We start from the raw sequence: 13390 nt of genomic DNA, 5'->3' as shown, positions 1-13390 counted from the left end.
CGGACCCAACGATCCGCAACTGCTGGCTGATGGTCATCCTGATGATGGGCACGGCACTGATGCCGCTGCGTACCAACCTGATGTTCCCGGTCTATGGCGCACTCACGCTCTGCCGGTGGCTGACCTTCAAGACCTGCCGCAGGCCGGTCTTCCCACCGGAGATCGAGGCGGAATGCCAGATTGATCCTGAGGATCCCTATCGACTTCCAGAGCCAAGGTTCATGGCTGAATTTGCCAGCGATCCGGACATCTATGCGCGGGCGATGGAACGCCACAAGGAGCGGATGATGTGGCGCCCAGAGGAGTAGCATCTCTGGTGTGGCCGGCCCTTTTCCGGTCCACCATACCAAGTCTCACCCCGCACCATAGCGTGCCGGTGTCACCCCCATCTCGCGCTTGAACACGGCGATGAATGCACTGGGTGTTTCATAGCCCATCGACAGCGCGACTTCGATGACCGTTTCGCCTGACAGCAGGCGCGGTAATGCCAACAGTACGCGCAACCGCTGCCGCCAGTGGCTGAGCGGCATGCCCGTTTCGGCCAACCAATGGCGAGCCAGGCTGCGGCCAGACAGGCCGCTGGCAGCGGCCCAGTCCTGCACGCTGCGCGGATCATGTGGCGCGCGGGCCAGCGCGGTGGCGATCCGTCGCAGGCGGCGATCGCGTGGCTGCGGCAGTGCCAGCGGCAACGGAAGACCAGCTGCGATCTCATCGCCAATTACTCCGGCCAGCCTCAGCTGCGCATCCCCCAATGCGCCGTGCCTCCACTGCAGAGCGCGTGGCACCGCCGCCTGCAGCAGCATGCTGGGTTGGAACACGCGCGGTACAGTGGGCAATGGCGCGCAGGCCGAAGTACTGAAGTACAGGCTCCAGCCGTCGAAGTCACCGAGGCTGGCCAATGCATGCGGCAGGCGAGGCGGGACCCACGCTACGTGTCCCGCCGGAAGCAGCCAGTGCTGGTCGCCGGCTTCGATGCTCATAAGGCCGCGGCGCGCACCCAGCAGCTGCCCGCGTGCGTGCTGGTGACGCGGCGTGCGTCGCGTCCCCGGCATGGTCAGCTGTACGCCCAGCAGCCACGGCCCTGTGGCCGCATCGGCCAGTGCGGGATCGATCAAAGGCACTTGGGTTGGCTGATCTGCCATATACGTTGGCAGTTATACGGCAGAACGGTCGAACTGCAAGCCTGAGACTGGCGGCCCATTCCAAGGAGCCCATTCCCATGAAACCGCAGGACATCCTCCCCGATCACCAGGACGACGTGCACGTGAACGGCCTGACCGTGCGCAAGGGCAGCGTCGGCGCTTTCCTCGCCAGCGTGCGCGACTGGCAGGATCCTGCGGGCAGTGCTGCCACCCGTGCCGCGGCAGAGGTCGATCTTCGCGATCTGCTGCCGGCATTGCACGCGCTAGGCCTTTTCAGGGTAATGACGGCGCGCGATCCGGTCCTGCAACGGCTGATCGACGCGGCAGCCTGAAAAACACAAGGCCCGGGCATGCCGGGCCTTGATCCAGACCGCCGGGCGTGGCCCGGCGTTGCCGCGGCATCAGCCGCCCGGCGCGAACACCAGAGTACGGCGGGTGGTAACCGGGGCGCTGACCGGCTCGAAGCGCCAGCGCTTCACTGCATTGAGAGCTTCGCGGTCGAACACGCGGCCGGGTGTCGCGCGCAGCACGCGTGCGTTCACTACCGAGCCATCGGTGCCGACGGTGATCTCCACCAGCACTTCGCCCGAGGTGCCCGAGCGCAGGGCTTCGCCCGGATAACGCGGCGCCGGCGTGCTGACCGGGCGCAGGGTCGGTGCGGCCGGGGCTGCAGCCTGGCGTGCGGCGCTGGCCTGCTGCGCGGCGGCCTGCTGCTGCTTCTGCTCGGCTTCACGACGGGCGGCGGCCTGGCGTTCGGCCTCCTGCCGTTCGTTGTCGCGGCGTGCGGCATCCTGCTGCGCGGCAATCTGCTTGGCGGCATCGGCTTCCTTGGCGCGTTGCTCGGTCAGACGCTGCTGCTCGGTCTGCTGCTTGCTGCGGTCCTCGGCGTCCTTCTTCGCCTTTTCGGCTTCCGCTTCGGTGCGCTTGGCGGCGTTCTGCACGCCCTTGGCCAGGCCTTCCTTCAGGCGCGGCAGGGCCGGCGCGGACGCATCCACTTTCTCGATCAATGCCACCAGGCGCTGCGCCTCGGTGTAATCCTCGCGCGCCAGATGCTGCTCGGCGGCGATCAGGGTGTAGGGCAGCAGGTCGGTCAGCGCACTCTTCACCGAGGCGTCGTCTGGCGTCTTGTCACGCAGGGCGAGGTAGTACTCGATGGCGTTGTCACCGGCCGGCGCGTACATGCGGTTCTCGCGCAGCGCCTGGCTGGCCGATTCGCGCAGCTGTTCGGTACCCATCGACTGCACCTTGGCAGCGACCACCGGAGCGGCCGGTGCAGCAGCGGCTGGTGCCTTGTCCGGCGCGGAAGCCGGAGCTTCCTCCTTGCCCGAGCAGGCGGCCAGCGCCAGTGCCAGGGCAACCGGCAGCCACCGGCGCGCGGCGGTGATCATTGAGACGTGCGACATCCTGCTCCCCTCTAGAAGACGACGTGACGTAAATCATTGATATGCATGGCCGGGACCTGCGGTCCGGGCGCGGCAGGGTGACGTTTCCCGACGCCACCGCCGGCAACGGCGAGGGTGCAATCTAGCATCCCGGCCACCGCCGCGCACAAGGGGCGGTGGCCGGGACAGGCAACGGCGGTCAGGCCGCTGCCGGCGACGGCCTTAGTGATCGTTCGCCTTGTCGTGCGGCTTGCTGTGGCTGTTGGACATCAACTTGTCGGTCCAGGCGATGCCGATCGCCGACAGGATGAACACGCAGTGGATGATGGTCTGCCAGAGCACGCCTTCCTGGGTCATGGTCGTGCAGGTCTCGACGCCAGCGCTGTAGAAGCTGGTCGAAGCCGACGACACCGCGGCGGCCCATTGTTCCGGCTTGCACAGCGGCAGGCCCTTCAGCGCGCTGGTGGCGATGAAGGTCTTCAGCAGGTGGATCGAGGAGATGCCGATGATCGCCATCGCCAGCTTCACCTTCAGCACGCTGGCATTGACGTGGCTCAGCCATTCCGGCTGGTCCGGATGGCCTTCCAGGCGCAGGCGCGAGACGAAGGTCTCGTAGCCGCCAACGATCACCATCACCAGCAGGTTGGAGATCATCACCACGTCGATCAGGCCCAGCACGATCAGCATGATCTGCTGTTCGCCCATCGAGACGGAGTGGGACAGCAGGTGCCAGAGCTCCTTGCCGAACAGGAACACGTAGACGCACTGGGCGAGGATCAGGCCCAGGTACAGCGGCAGCTGCAGCCAGCGCGAGGCGAAGATCAGCGAGGACAACGGGGACAGGGGACGAGGACTGTGGCTCATGCAGGACAGTGCGTTTCGGGGGAGCCGCGAGGTTACCGGCCCGCCATGACGGTGCCAACCCAACTCACGCACTAGACTCCAGGTTCCTTTCCGCGCCCCGAGCCGCCGCCATGATCGACTTGTATTACTGGCCCACCCCGAACGGCCACAAAGTGACCCTGCTGCTGGAGGAAACCGGCCTGGAGTACCGCATCCACCCGGTCAACATCGGCTCGGGCGACCAGTTCAAGCCGGAATTCCTTGCGATCTCGCCCAACAACAAGATGCCGGCCATCGTCGACCAGGCCCCAGCCGATGGCGGTGCCCCGCAGAGCGTGTTCGAGTCGGGTGCGATCCTGCTGTACCTGGCCGAGAAGACCGGCCAGTTCCTGCCCAGCGACCCGCGCGGCCGCGTCACCACCCTGGAATGGCTGTTCTGGCAGATGGCCGGTCTGGGCCCGATGAGCGGCCAGATGGGTCACTTCAATGTGTACGCGCCGGAGAAGATCCCGTATGCGATCGAGCGCTATGACAACGAAGTGCGCCGCCTGCACGGGGTGATGGACAAGCGCCTGGCCCAGCACGCCTTCCTGGCCGGTGATGAATACACCATCGCCGACATGGCCAGCTACCCGTGGATCGGCGCCTACGACAAGATCCCCGTCGATTTTTCCGCGTTCCCGAACCTGAAGCGCTGGCATGAAGCGATCGCCGCGCGCCCGGCCACCCAGCGCGCCTACGCCCTGCGCCAGCAGGTGAATCCGAACGCAGGCAAGCCGCTCAGCGACGAAGAACGCAGGCACCTGTTCGGCCAGCGCTGACCCGGGACGGTGGGTGCCGACCGCTGGTCGGCACCCCATACGGGCAGGCCTTATGGGCAAAAGGTCATGCTGTCTTCCTGCACGGGCTTGGTTAGGATGGGGGACGACCGCCCCGCATCCATCGTGGTGGGCGGACCTGCCGTTTGCCGGGATTCTTCATGCGCCACCTGTTCGCTTCGCTCGCCCTCATGCTCGCCACCAGTACCGCCGCCCACGCTGAAAAGCTGACCCTGGAAGCCATCACCGGCCCGCTGCCGTTGTCCGGCCCGACCCTGATGAAGCCGAAGGTCGCTCCCGACGGTTCGCAGGTCAGCTTCCTGCGCGGGAAGGACAGCGACCGCAACCAGCTGGACCTGTGGACCTACGACATCGGCAGCGGCCAGACCCGCCTGCTGGTCGACTCCAAGGTGGTGCTGCCGGGCACCGAGACCCTCAGCGATGAGGAAAAGGCCCGCCGCGAGCGACAGCGCATCGCCGCGATGACCGGCATCGTCGATTACCAGTGGTCGCCGGACGCGCAGCGGCTGCTGTTCCCGCTCGGCGGCGAACTGTATCTCTATGACCTGAAGCAGCAGGGCCAGGCGGCGGTTCGCCAGCTGACCCACGGCGAGGGTTTCGCCACCGACGCCAAGCTGTCGCCGAAGGGCGGTTTCGTCAGCTTCATCCGCGGCCGCAACCTGTGGGTGATCGACCTGGCCAGCGGCAAGCAGCTGCAGCTGACCCGCGACGGCAGCACCACGATCGGCAACGGCGTGGCCGAATTCGTCGCCGATGAAGAGATGGACCGCCACACCGGCTACTGGTGGGCGCCGGACGATTCGGCCATCGCCTTCGCGCGCATCGATGAATCGCCGGTGCCGGTGCAGAAGCGCTACGAAGTCTATGCCGACCGCACCGACGTGATCGAGCAGCGCTATCCGGCCGCGGGCGACGCGAACGTGCGCGTGCAGCTGGGCGTGATCGCGCCGGCCGCCGACGCACAACCGCGCTGGGTCGACCTGGGCAAGGAACAGGACATTTACCTGGCCCGCGTCGACTGGCGCAATGCGCAGCACCTGAGCTTCCAGCGCCAGTCGCGTGACCAGAAGCAGCTGGACCTGGTGGAAGTGGCGCTCGATTCCAACCGCCAGCGCGTGCTCGCCCACGAAACCAGCCCGACCTGGGTGCCGCTGCACAACAGCCTGCGCTTCCTGGAAGACGGCAGCGTGCTGTGGTCGTCCGAGCGCACCGGCTTCCAGCACCTGTACCGCATCGACAGCAAGGGCAAAGCCACCGCGCTGACCCGCGGCAACTGGCCGGTGGACGAACTGCTGGCGGTCGATGAGAAAGCCGGCAAGGCCTACTTCCGCGCCGGCATCGAGACCTCGCGCGAAAGCCAGATCTACGCGGTGTCGCTGCAGGGCGGCGAGCCGCAGCGGCTGTCGAAGGCGCCGGGCATGCACAGCGCCAGCTTCGCGCGCAACGCCAGTGTCTATGTCGACAGTTGGTCCAACAGCAGCACGCCACCGCAGATCGAGCTGTTCCGTGCCAATGGCGAGAAGATCGCCACCCTGCTCGAGAACGACCTGGCCGATCCCAAGCATCCGTATGCGCGTTACCGTGACGCGCAGCGCCCGATCGAGTTCGGCACGCTCACCGCCGCTGATGGCAAGACGCCGCTGAACTACAGCCTGATCAAGCCGGCCGGCTTCGATCCGTCCAAGCGCTATCCGGTGGCGGTGTACGTCTATGGTGGCCCGGCCAGCCAGACCGTCACCGACAGCTGGCCCGGCCGCGGTGATCACCTGTTCAACCAGTACCTGGCCCAGCAGGGCTACGTGGTGTTCTCGCTGGACAACCGCGGCACACCGCGTCGTGGCCGTGACTTCGGCGGCGCGCTGTACGGCAAGCAGGGCACGGTGGAAGTGACCGACCAGCTGCGCGGCGTGGCCTGGCTGAAGCAGCAGCCGTGGGTGGACCCGGCACGCATCGGCGTGCAGGGCTGGTCCAACGGCGGCTACATGACCCTGATGCTGCTGGCCAAGGCATCGAACCAGTACGCCTGCGGCGTGGCCGGTGCGCCGGTGACCGATTGGGGGCTGTACGACAGCCACTACACCGAACGCTACATGGACCTGCCGGCGCGCAATGAAGCGGGCTACCGCGAAGCGCGCGTACTGACCCATATCGAGGGCCTGCGTTCGCCGCTGCTGCTGATCCACGGCATGGCAGACGACAACGTGCTGTTCACCAACTCGACCAGCCTGATGAGCGCGCTGCAGAAGCGTGCCCAGCCGTTCGAACTGATGACCTATCCGGGTGCCAAGCATGGCCTGTCCGGTGCCGATGCGCTGCATCGCTACCGCGTGGCCGAAGCCTTCCTGGGACGTTGCCTGAAACCCTGATCCGCAGCCGGGAAGGAGCCCGCCGATGACCCTGCCACCGCCGATTCCCGCCCATCAGCAGCGATCTGCTGGTTGGTGGTGCCGCCACTGGCGCTGGGCGATGCCGTTGACCGTGGTGCTGGTGCTGGGCACGGTCGCCGGCGTGGTGGCCTGGAGCGTGCTGGGCTGGAGCGAGGCGGCGCGCGGAAGCCCGCCGATGCGCGAAGCACTGCGCCGCGCCGGCTGCAGCATCGAGCTGGTGGACGCGTTCGGCGAGCCGTTGCGTGCCGGGTCGATGCCGCTGGGCAGCATGCAGACCGCGATCAATGGCCAGCGTGATGTCGGCCTGACCGTCTCGCTGGAAGGGCCGCACGCGCACGGCCGGTTGTTCGTGAAGGGCACCCGCAGCGACGATGTGTGGGATTACCCGGTGATGTACGTGCTGGCCGAGGACAAGCAGACCTTCGACCTGACCGCGCTGGATGATGATGAAGCGGCGCACGAATGCGAGCTGCAGGCCTGCCGTGATCGTGGCGAGTGCCCGCTGACCGCCGCATTGTGACCTCCGGCCGATTGTCGCCGCCGCACTGAACGCGTAGGGTGCGGGCAACCCTGTCCTGGAGTGCACCATGAAGCCGATCGCGTTGGCCGTTGCCCTGGCCCTGACTGCCGCCCCGCTGCTGTCCGCACCGCCGGCGCTGGCGGCACCCGCCGCCAAGGCCACCACCCCGGCCAGCCCGGCCTGGGTCGCCCGCAGCAATGCGCTGGCGCAGATCCTGCTGGATGCGCAGGGGCCGTTCCAGCCGGAAGAAACCGGCTTCTTCGGCGTGCCCGGCTACGACGACAAGGTGGCCGACCTGGGCCCCGACAACGGCAAGCGCTACCGCGCCGCGATGGCCAAGGCACGCGACGAACTGAAGGCGAAGCTGGCCACCGAGCAGGATCCCAACGTCCGCCAGGACCTGGAGATCATGATCCATGCCGCCAGCCAGAACATCGAAGGCAGCGAGCTCAACGAGAAGTACCTGCTGCCGTGGAGCGACGCACCGCAGACGGTGTTCAGCGGCCTCAACCTGCTGTTGTCCGATCAGGTGCCGGCCGAGCGCCGGGCCAAGGCGGTCGACCGCCTGAAGGCCTATGCCGGCCTGCAGCCGGGTGGCACCGCCTTCACTACGCTGGCCCGCCAGCGCTACGAAGAGCGGCTGAAGGACAGCACGCTGCTGCAGCCGACGAAGATCGAAGTGCAGCAGTCGCTGGACAACGTCGAGACCTACATCACCGGCATCGAGTCGCTGCTGAAGAAGTACCAGATCGCCGGCGCCGACGAGGCGATGAAGACCCTGGCCGGGCAGATGAAGGACTACGCGGCCTGGACCCGCACCGAGGTGCTGCCGAAGGCACGTGCCGACGCGCGCCTGCCGGCGCCGCTGTATGCGTACCAGCTCAAGCAGGTGGGCATCGACATCGACCCGAAGCTGCTGATGCAGCGTGCGCAGCTGGAGTTCATGGAAACCCGCTCGGCGATGCAGCAGCTGGCGCCGCTGGTGGTGAAGGACAAGGGCCTGAAGGTGGCCGATCCGAGTGACCCGGTGGCGGTGATCCGCGCGCTGAAGGCCGACAAGATCGCTGACGATCATCTGGAAGGCCATTACCGCAAGGTGATCGATGCGATCGACCCGCTGATCCGCGAGCACGCCATCGTCGACGTGCCCAAGCGCGCGATGCAGATGCGCCTGGGCTCGGCCGCCGAGAGCGCGGCCAGCCCGGCCCCGCACTTCCTGCCGGCGCCGCTGGTCAACAACACCGGGCAGCAGGGCACCTTCGTGCTGCCGCTGGGCAACCCGGCCGCGGGCCCGGGCGCGCAGTACGACGACTTCAACTTCGGGGCAGCGGCATGGACGCTGAGTGCGCATGAAGGCCGCCCGGGCCACGAGCTGCAGTTCACCGCGATGGTCGAGCGCGGCATCTCGCTGGCGCGCACCATGTTCGCGTTCAATTCGGTGAACGTGGAAGGCTGGGCGTTGTATGCCGAAGCCGAGATGGTGCCGTACGAGCCGCTGGACGGGCAGATGATCGCGCTGCAGTTCCGCCTGCTGCGCGCCGCACGCGCGATGCTTGACCCGATGCTCAACCTCGGTCTGACCGACCGTGCCAACGGCGAGCGCGTGCTGATGGAGCAGGTCGGCCTGTCCAAGGCGATGGCCACCCAGGAACTGGATCGCTACATGGTGCGCATGCCGGGCCAGGCCGGCAGCTACTTCTACGGCTATACCCGCATCCTGGAGCTGCGCATGCAGACCGAGCTGGCGCTGGGCGCGAGGTTCGACCGCCTGGCGTTCAACAACTTCCTGCTCGACCAGGGCCTGCTGCCGCCGGACCAGCTGGCCGATGCAGTGAACAAGGTGTTCGTGCCGAAGTACAAGCGCTGAACATCGCCGGGCAGTGCCGGCCGCTGGCCGGCATTGCCTGGGATTCCCGGGGTTGCCGGCCAGCGGCCGGCACTACCGGCGGTGGCGCAGTCGCGTCACCGCTGCGGCGGCGGTGGCGGCGTGATCACCTGCGTCGGCAGCCGTGCCGGCGGCTGCGGATTCGGTACCCAGATCGCGACACCGGCGGCGCGCTTCTGCGTGGTCGGAATGCCGATGCCCACGCCGCCACCGACATGCGAGCCGAACGTACCGGCGCCGACCGACATGCCCACCGGCGAACCGCTGCTGCCGACACCCATCAGCACCACACCATTGGCACCCAGCGCCGCGGCCTCGCGCTTCAGGCGTGCCACCGCCGCATCGGTCTGGCCCTGGGTGCCGAAACCCACCGCGGACGCCGATTCCAGCTGGGCGATTTCCTGGGAGCCGGCCGGCGGCGTCGAATAGATCTGCACCTGGGCTGGGTCGATCGGCGCGCGGGCACGGCCCAGCATCACCTTGGAGGTACTGGCACAACCGGCGGCGGCCAGCAGCATGGCCGCCAACGCGGCCCAACGAATGTTCATGGCATCACCCCTGCAGGACTGGTTGCGATCATCGGCGGGCCACTCTGAATCGGGGCCAACACCCGGGCCAGGGCACGCACCACCGCACGCTAGCACGGCCCTGGTGACAGCCCCGCCAATGGCAGTAGGCGGCAGCGGCGGGAACGTCTATGGTGGGCCCAGAAACCAACGGCGGGAGAGCGGCATGGGTGTGATCAGTCTGTTGTGGGGCGTACTGGCGCTGTTGTGGATGATCCTGGCGCTGATTCCGCTGCTGGGCTGGGGCAACTGGTTCCTGATCCCGTTCGCTGCCGTCGGCGCGGTGATCGCCGCGCTGGGCATCCTGTTCACCCACCCGAGCAAGCGCGGCCGGGCCTGGGCCGGGCTGGTGCTGAACGGCATCGTGGTGGTGGTCGGCATCCTCCGTCTCGGCCTGGGCGGCGGCGTGATCTGAGCCCGTCCCCGGGTGCGACAGGGCGTCGCAGGCACACGGCCCACAGCCGGGCGGGGGCGTACAATGAATGGCTGCGCGAGCCCCCCGCGTGCCTGTGAATCCGCGCCCGGCGCGGCTGCCCCATGATCATCCGACCCCGTCCCCACGGCTGGCAACTGCTCTACATCCTGCGTGGTTCGATCGTCAAAGCGATCGCACCCAAGGTGCTGGCGATCCTGATCCTGTCCATCGCAGTGGCTGCGGTGGTGGAACTGGCGCCGCCGACCGGCATCGAGCGCGTCTCGGTGACCCCGTTCACCCTGCTCGGCCTGGTGCTGTCGATCTTCCTCAGCTTCCGCAACAGCGCCTGCTACGAGCGCTGGTGGGAAGGCCGCAAGCTGTGGGGCCAGCTGGTCTTTGAATCGCGTTCGCTGGCCCGCCAGGTCAACCTGCTGCTGGCCGATGACGCCGGCCGTCGCCGCCGCATTGCTTACCTCACCACTGCTTTCGCGCATGCGCTGGCGGCGCGCCTGCGCGGACGCATCGTCGCCCTGGCGGCATTGCCCTGGCTGGACAAGCCGCAGCGCGAACAGCTGGGCCAGCGCGAGAACGTGGCCGATGCGCTGCTGGCGATGATCGCCGCCGAGCTGGCCCAGGCCCTGCGTGCCGGTGCGCTCAATCCGATCCTCTACGCCCAGCTGGAGGAGCGCCTGCACGCGATGTCGTCGATCCAGGCCGGCTGCGAGCGGATCCTCACCACCCCGCTGCCATTCGCCTACACCCTGCTGCTGCACCGCTGCGCGTGGATGTTCTGCGTGCTGCTGCCGTTCGGCCTGGCCAGTTCGCTGGGCTGGGGCACGCCGGTGCTGTCGGCGGTGCTGGCTTACGCCTTCTTCGGCCTGGACCAGCTGGGCGAGGAAATGGAAGACCCGTTCGGCCTGGAGCCGAACGACCTGCCGCTGGACGCGCTGGTACGCACGATCGAGATCGACCAGCTCGACGCGCTCGGCGAACGCCCCTTGCCCGAACCCCTGCTGCCGCAGGGTTACCTGTTGCAATAGCCACTCCTCGGAGCCTGCCATGTCCCACCCGCTTTACCGCCCGCGCCGCATGCGCCATGACGAGTTCTCGCGCCGCCTGATGCGCGAGAACACGCTGACCACCGACGACCTGATCTACCCGGTGTTCGTGCACGAGCTTGCCGGCCGCACCGCGGTGCCGTCGATGCCGGGCGTGGAGCGGCTGTCGATCGAAGAACTGCTGAAGGTGGCCGAAGAAGCGCTGGAGCTGGGCATTCCGGTGATCGACCTGTTCCCGGTGATCGACCCGTCGCTGAAGTCGTTGGACGCGTCGGCGGCGTGGGCCGAGGACGGTCTGGCGCAGCGGGCGATCCGCGCGCTGAAGTCGCGTTTCCCGGAACTGGGGGTGATGACCGACGTCGCGCTGGACCCGTACACCACGCATGGCCAGGACGGCATCATCGACGACAAGGGCTACGTGCTGAACGACATCACCGTCGACGCACTGGTCAAGCAGTCGGTGTCGCATGCCGAGGCCGGTGCGGACATCGTCTCGCCGTCGGACATGATGGACGGCCGCATCGGCGCGATCCGCCGCGGGCTGGATGCCTCCAACCACATCAACGTGCGCATCATGGCCTATTCGGCCAAGTACGCTTCGGCGTTCTACGGCCCGTTCCGCGATGCGGTGGGCAGCGCGGCCAGCCTCGGCAAGGCCGACAAGAAGACCTACCAGATGGACCCGGCCAACGGCGACGAAGCCCTGCGCGAAATCGCGCTGGACCTGGAAGAGGGCGCCGACATGGTGATGGTCAAGCCAGGCATGCCCTACCTGGACCTGGTACGCCGGGTCAAAGAGACGTTCGGCGTGCCGACCTTCGCTTACCAGGTCAGCGGCGAGTACGCGATGATGAAGGCCGCCTTCGCCAACGGCTGGCTGGACGAGCGCGCCTGCGTGATGGAGTCGCTGCTGGGCTTCAAGCGGGCCGGTGCCGATGGCGTGCTGACCTATTTCGCGCCGCAGGTGGCGCGATGGCTGCGCGAGCGCTGACAATGGCGCGACGATAGACGGAGGAATGCGCGATGGGCCCCGAACTGGGATGGATGCAATGGCTGATCTGGGGCATCGGTACGCTGGTGTTCGGCGCCATCATTGTCGGTGTCTTCATCGCGGCCTGGCGGGCCGGCAAGCGCCCGCCGGAGCAGCTGTCGGCGGCCCGCCACGTGGCCCGTGAGCAGGCGCTGCCGGACAGCGTGCAGGCCGAACTGGCCGCGTTGAACCAGCGCAGGGACAACGGCCAGCTGAGCGAGGTCGAGTACGAGCAGCAGCGCGCCAGGGTGTTGTCGCGCTGACGGCGATGCTCTGGTAGTGGCCAACCTTGGTTGGCGGTTTTGCTTCTGTGCCGACCAAGGTCGGCACCTACCAAACGATCATCCACGCTGGGTGCCAACCTTGGTTGGCACTTTCCTGCATGCCAACCAAGGTTGGCATCTACCAAACGATCATCCACGCATGGCGTGGATCTACTGCACGCACCCGGGCACCGCCGCCACCTTCGGTACCGCCAACCGGTACACATCCACGCCGCCGGCACGCGGTGCCTTCGCCGCACTGCTGGCGACCAGCATCTCGCCCGGCCTGGCGTTGTCGATCACCGGCGCGCCGGTCCATCCGCCGGCCTGGTTGAACGACAGCCCCAGCGGTTGCAGCGCCGCGCCGCTCCATGCGCAGCCGCTGCTCCAGACCTGCGCGGTCGCGCCGCTGCCGCGGCTGAACACCACCGCGCCATCATTGCCGAGCCAGTCAGCGTCGGTCTCGTCCTCGGCGCTGTTCAACGTGCTCAGTGCGGTGACGGAACTGCGCCTGCCCTCGGCGTCCAGCGCGGCCACGAACAGGTCCCAGCCCGCGCCACGTCCCTGCTGGCGGGCAAACAGCAGGCGCTGGCCATCCGCGCTCAGGGCCGGCCCGCGCTCTTCCTGGCGCCCGCCATCGCCGGCCAGGGCCTGCGCAGTGCCCAGCCGGCCATCGGCGGACAATGCCGCGCGATACAACGCCAGCGTGCCTTGGCGGCCGGCCGCGAACAGCAGCCAGCGCCCATCGCGGCTGAAGTAGGGATCGCGGGCCTCACCGGCCACGCCCACCGGCAGGGGCTGCGCCTGCTGCCAGCGGCCATCGGCCACGCGCGCTTCCCACAGGCCCCAGCCCGCCTCGCTGCGGCGCGCGAAGACGATGCGCTGGCCATCGGCACTGATCGTGGCGCGGCCCTCGTCGGCGCGGGTCGAGACCACGCCCATGCCTTCGATGCCGTACTCGTTCAACGCCATCGCCACGGGGGCAGAGAGTAGACTGGCGGCGAGCACCAGCAGGGGCGGGGTGATGCGCATCATCCGGGTCCGTGCACGAAAGAGCATC

General features: G+C 67.7%; 14 protein-coding genes and 1 pseudogene. 10 read left to right on the top strand and 5 right to left on the bottom strand.

Annotation, left to right across the window (positions count from 1 at the left end; all coding sequences use genetic code 11):
- Positions 1-308 (top strand): annotated as a pseudogene (locus AC5P7U_RS19805) (hypothetical protein); the annotation flags it as partial.
- A 45-nt stretch (positions 309-353) separates the two neighbouring features.
- Here AC5P7U_RS19805 and AC5P7U_RS19800 read toward each other — a convergent pair.
- Positions 354-1142, bottom strand: coding sequence for an AraC family transcriptional regulator (locus AC5P7U_RS19800; RefSeq protein ID WP_053451109.1), 789 nt, complete (start codon positions 1140-1142; stop codon positions 354-356).
- 77 nt (positions 1143-1219) lie between these two features.
- On the opposite strand from AC5P7U_RS19800, the gene AC5P7U_RS19795 reads away from it, so the two are divergent.
- Positions 1220-1474 carry a hypothetical protein gene (locus AC5P7U_RS19795; protein WP_006475840.1) on the top strand — a complete coding sequence of 85 codons (255 nt, stop codon included), beginning with the start codon at positions 1220-1222 and terminating at the stop codon, positions 1472-1474.
- Between the two features lie 69 nt (positions 1475-1543).
- Here the strand turns inward: AC5P7U_RS19795 and AC5P7U_RS19790 are convergent, their stop codons facing one another.
- Entirely contained in the window at positions 1544-2545 is a 1002-nt protein-coding gene (locus tag AC5P7U_RS19790) for an energy transducer TonB (RefSeq protein WP_006475839.1), read from the bottom strand.
- A gap of 201 nt (positions 2546-2746) precedes the next feature.
- A complete protein-coding gene (locus AC5P7U_RS19785) occupies positions 2747-3388 on the bottom strand; it encodes a TIGR00645 family protein (protein ID WP_197564993.1) in 642 nt (213 codons plus the stop codon).
- A gap of 110 nt (positions 3389-3498) precedes the next feature.
- Between AC5P7U_RS19785 and AC5P7U_RS19780 the strand changes: the two genes are divergently transcribed.
- The 4 genes from AC5P7U_RS19780 to AC5P7U_RS19765 all read left to right on the top strand — a co-directional run bounded on the left by AC5P7U_RS19780 (position 3499) and on the right by AC5P7U_RS19765 (position 8980).
- Entirely contained in the window at positions 3499-4188 is a 690-nt protein-coding gene (locus AC5P7U_RS19780) for a glutathione binding-like protein (RefSeq protein WP_006475826.1), read from the top strand.
- A gap of 158 nt (positions 4189-4346) precedes the next feature.
- Positions 4347-6572 (top strand): S9 family peptidase, encoded by a 2226-nt coding sequence (locus AC5P7U_RS19775; protein ID WP_164086451.1) that lies wholly within the window; start codon positions 4347-4349, stop codon positions 6570-6572.
- A 25-nt stretch (positions 6573-6597) separates the two neighbouring features.
- Positions 6598-7113, top strand: coding sequence for a cytochrome c oxidase assembly factor Coa1 family protein (locus AC5P7U_RS19770; protein WP_308308235.1), 516 nt, complete (start codon positions 6598-6600; stop codon positions 7111-7113).
- Between the two features lie 67 nt (positions 7114-7180).
- Positions 7181-8980 carry a DUF885 domain-containing protein gene (locus AC5P7U_RS19765; protein WP_308308234.1) on the top strand — a complete coding sequence of 600 codons (1800 nt, stop codon included), beginning with the start codon at positions 7181-7183 and terminating at the stop codon, positions 8978-8980.
- A 95-nt stretch (positions 8981-9075) separates the two neighbouring features.
- Here the strand turns inward: AC5P7U_RS19765 and AC5P7U_RS19760 are convergent, their stop codons facing one another.
- Complete coding sequence (locus tag AC5P7U_RS19760; protein WP_133935868.1) at positions 9076-9546, bottom strand: YbjQ family protein; 471 nt, start codon at positions 9544-9546, stop codon at positions 9076-9078.
- A 184-nt stretch (positions 9547-9730) separates the two neighbouring features.
- Between AC5P7U_RS19760 and AC5P7U_RS19755 the strand changes: the two genes are divergently transcribed.
- The 4 genes from AC5P7U_RS19755 (at position 9731) to AC5P7U_RS19740 (ending at position 12330) form a co-directional block, all read left to right on the top strand.
- Complete coding sequence (locus AC5P7U_RS19755) at positions 9731-9979, top strand: hypothetical protein (protein WP_006475755.1); 249 nt, start codon at positions 9731-9733, stop codon at positions 9977-9979.
- A gap of 122 nt (positions 9980-10101) precedes the next feature.
- Positions 10102-11019: a bestrophin family protein gene (locus tag AC5P7U_RS19750; protein WP_008265913.1), complete on the top strand. Its 918-nt coding sequence runs from the start codon at positions 10102-10104 to the stop codon at positions 11017-11019.
- A gap of 19 nt (positions 11020-11038) precedes the next feature.
- Positions 11039-12028 (top strand): porphobilinogen synthase, encoded by a 990-nt coding sequence (gene hemB, locus AC5P7U_RS19745; protein ID WP_133935866.1) that lies wholly within the window; start codon positions 11039-11041, stop codon positions 12026-12028.
- Positions 12029-12060: 32 nt separating this feature from the next.
- Positions 12061-12330 carry an SHOCT domain-containing protein gene (locus AC5P7U_RS19740; RefSeq protein ID WP_006475735.1) on the top strand — a complete coding sequence of 90 codons (270 nt, stop codon included), beginning with the start codon at positions 12061-12063 and terminating at the stop codon, positions 12328-12330.
- Positions 12331-12501: 171 nt separating this feature from the next.
- On the opposite strand, the gene AC5P7U_RS19735 is transcribed toward AC5P7U_RS19740, so the two are convergent.
- Positions 12502-13365: a hypothetical protein gene (locus AC5P7U_RS19735; RefSeq protein ID WP_312560945.1), complete on the bottom strand. Its 864-nt coding sequence runs from the start codon at positions 13363-13365 to the stop codon at positions 12502-12504.
- Positions 13366-13390: the final 25 nt, after the last annotated feature.

Source organism: Stenotrophomonas sp. YJH_SMC_57, from assembly GCF_059369755.1.
The sequence above is the reverse complement of the archived record's forward strand: the minus strand, read 5'-3'. Positions and strand labels throughout refer to the sequence as shown.

What these genes read in the sequence shown, in the direction of transcription:
- AC5P7U_RS19800 (WP_053451109.1), bottom strand. Translation starts at nt 1,142, where the DNA reads ATGGCAGATCAGCCAACCCAAGTGCCTTTGATCGATCCCGCACTGGCC.
- AC5P7U_RS19795 (WP_006475840.1), top strand. Translation starts at nt 1,220, where the DNA reads ATGAAACCGCAGGACATCCTCCCCGATCACCAGGACGACGTGCACGTG.
- AC5P7U_RS19790 (WP_006475839.1), bottom strand. Translation starts at nt 2,545, where the DNA reads ATGTCGCACGTCTCAATGATCACCGCCGCGCGCCGGTGGCTGCCGGTT.
- AC5P7U_RS19785 (WP_197564993.1), bottom strand. Translation starts at nt 3,388, where the DNA reads ATGAGCCACAGTCCTCGTCCCCTGTCCCCGTTGTCCTCGCTGATCTTC.
- AC5P7U_RS19780 (WP_006475826.1), top strand. Translation starts at nt 3,499, where the DNA reads ATGATCGACTTGTATTACTGGCCCACCCCGAACGGCCACAAAGTGACC.
- AC5P7U_RS19775 (WP_164086451.1), top strand. Translation starts at nt 4,347, where the DNA reads ATGCGCCACCTGTTCGCTTCGCTCGCCCTCATGCTCGCCACCAGTACC.
- AC5P7U_RS19770 (WP_308308235.1), top strand. Translation starts at nt 6,598, where the DNA reads ATGACCCTGCCACCGCCGATTCCCGCCCATCAGCAGCGATCTGCTGGT.
- AC5P7U_RS19765 (WP_308308234.1), top strand. Translation starts at nt 7,181, where the DNA reads ATGAAGCCGATCGCGTTGGCCGTTGCCCTGGCCCTGACTGCCGCCCCG.
- AC5P7U_RS19760 (WP_133935868.1), bottom strand. Translation starts at nt 9,546, where the DNA reads ATGAACATTCGTTGGGCCGCGTTGGCGGCCATGCTGCTGGCCGCCGCC.
- AC5P7U_RS19755 (WP_006475755.1), top strand. Translation starts at nt 9,731, where the DNA reads ATGGGTGTGATCAGTCTGTTGTGGGGCGTACTGGCGCTGTTGTGGATG.
- AC5P7U_RS19750 (WP_008265913.1), top strand. Translation starts at nt 10,102, where the DNA reads ATGATCATCCGACCCCGTCCCCACGGCTGGCAACTGCTCTACATCCTG.
- hemB (WP_133935866.1), top strand. Translation starts at nt 11,039, where the DNA reads ATGTCCCACCCGCTTTACCGCCCGCGCCGCATGCGCCATGACGAGTTC.
- AC5P7U_RS19740 (WP_006475735.1), top strand. Translation starts at nt 12,061, where the DNA reads ATGGGCCCCGAACTGGGATGGATGCAATGGCTGATCTGGGGCATCGGT.
- AC5P7U_RS19735 (WP_312560945.1), bottom strand. Translation starts at nt 13,365, where the DNA reads ATGATGCGCATCACCCCGCCCCTGCTGGTGCTCGCCGCCAGTCTACTC.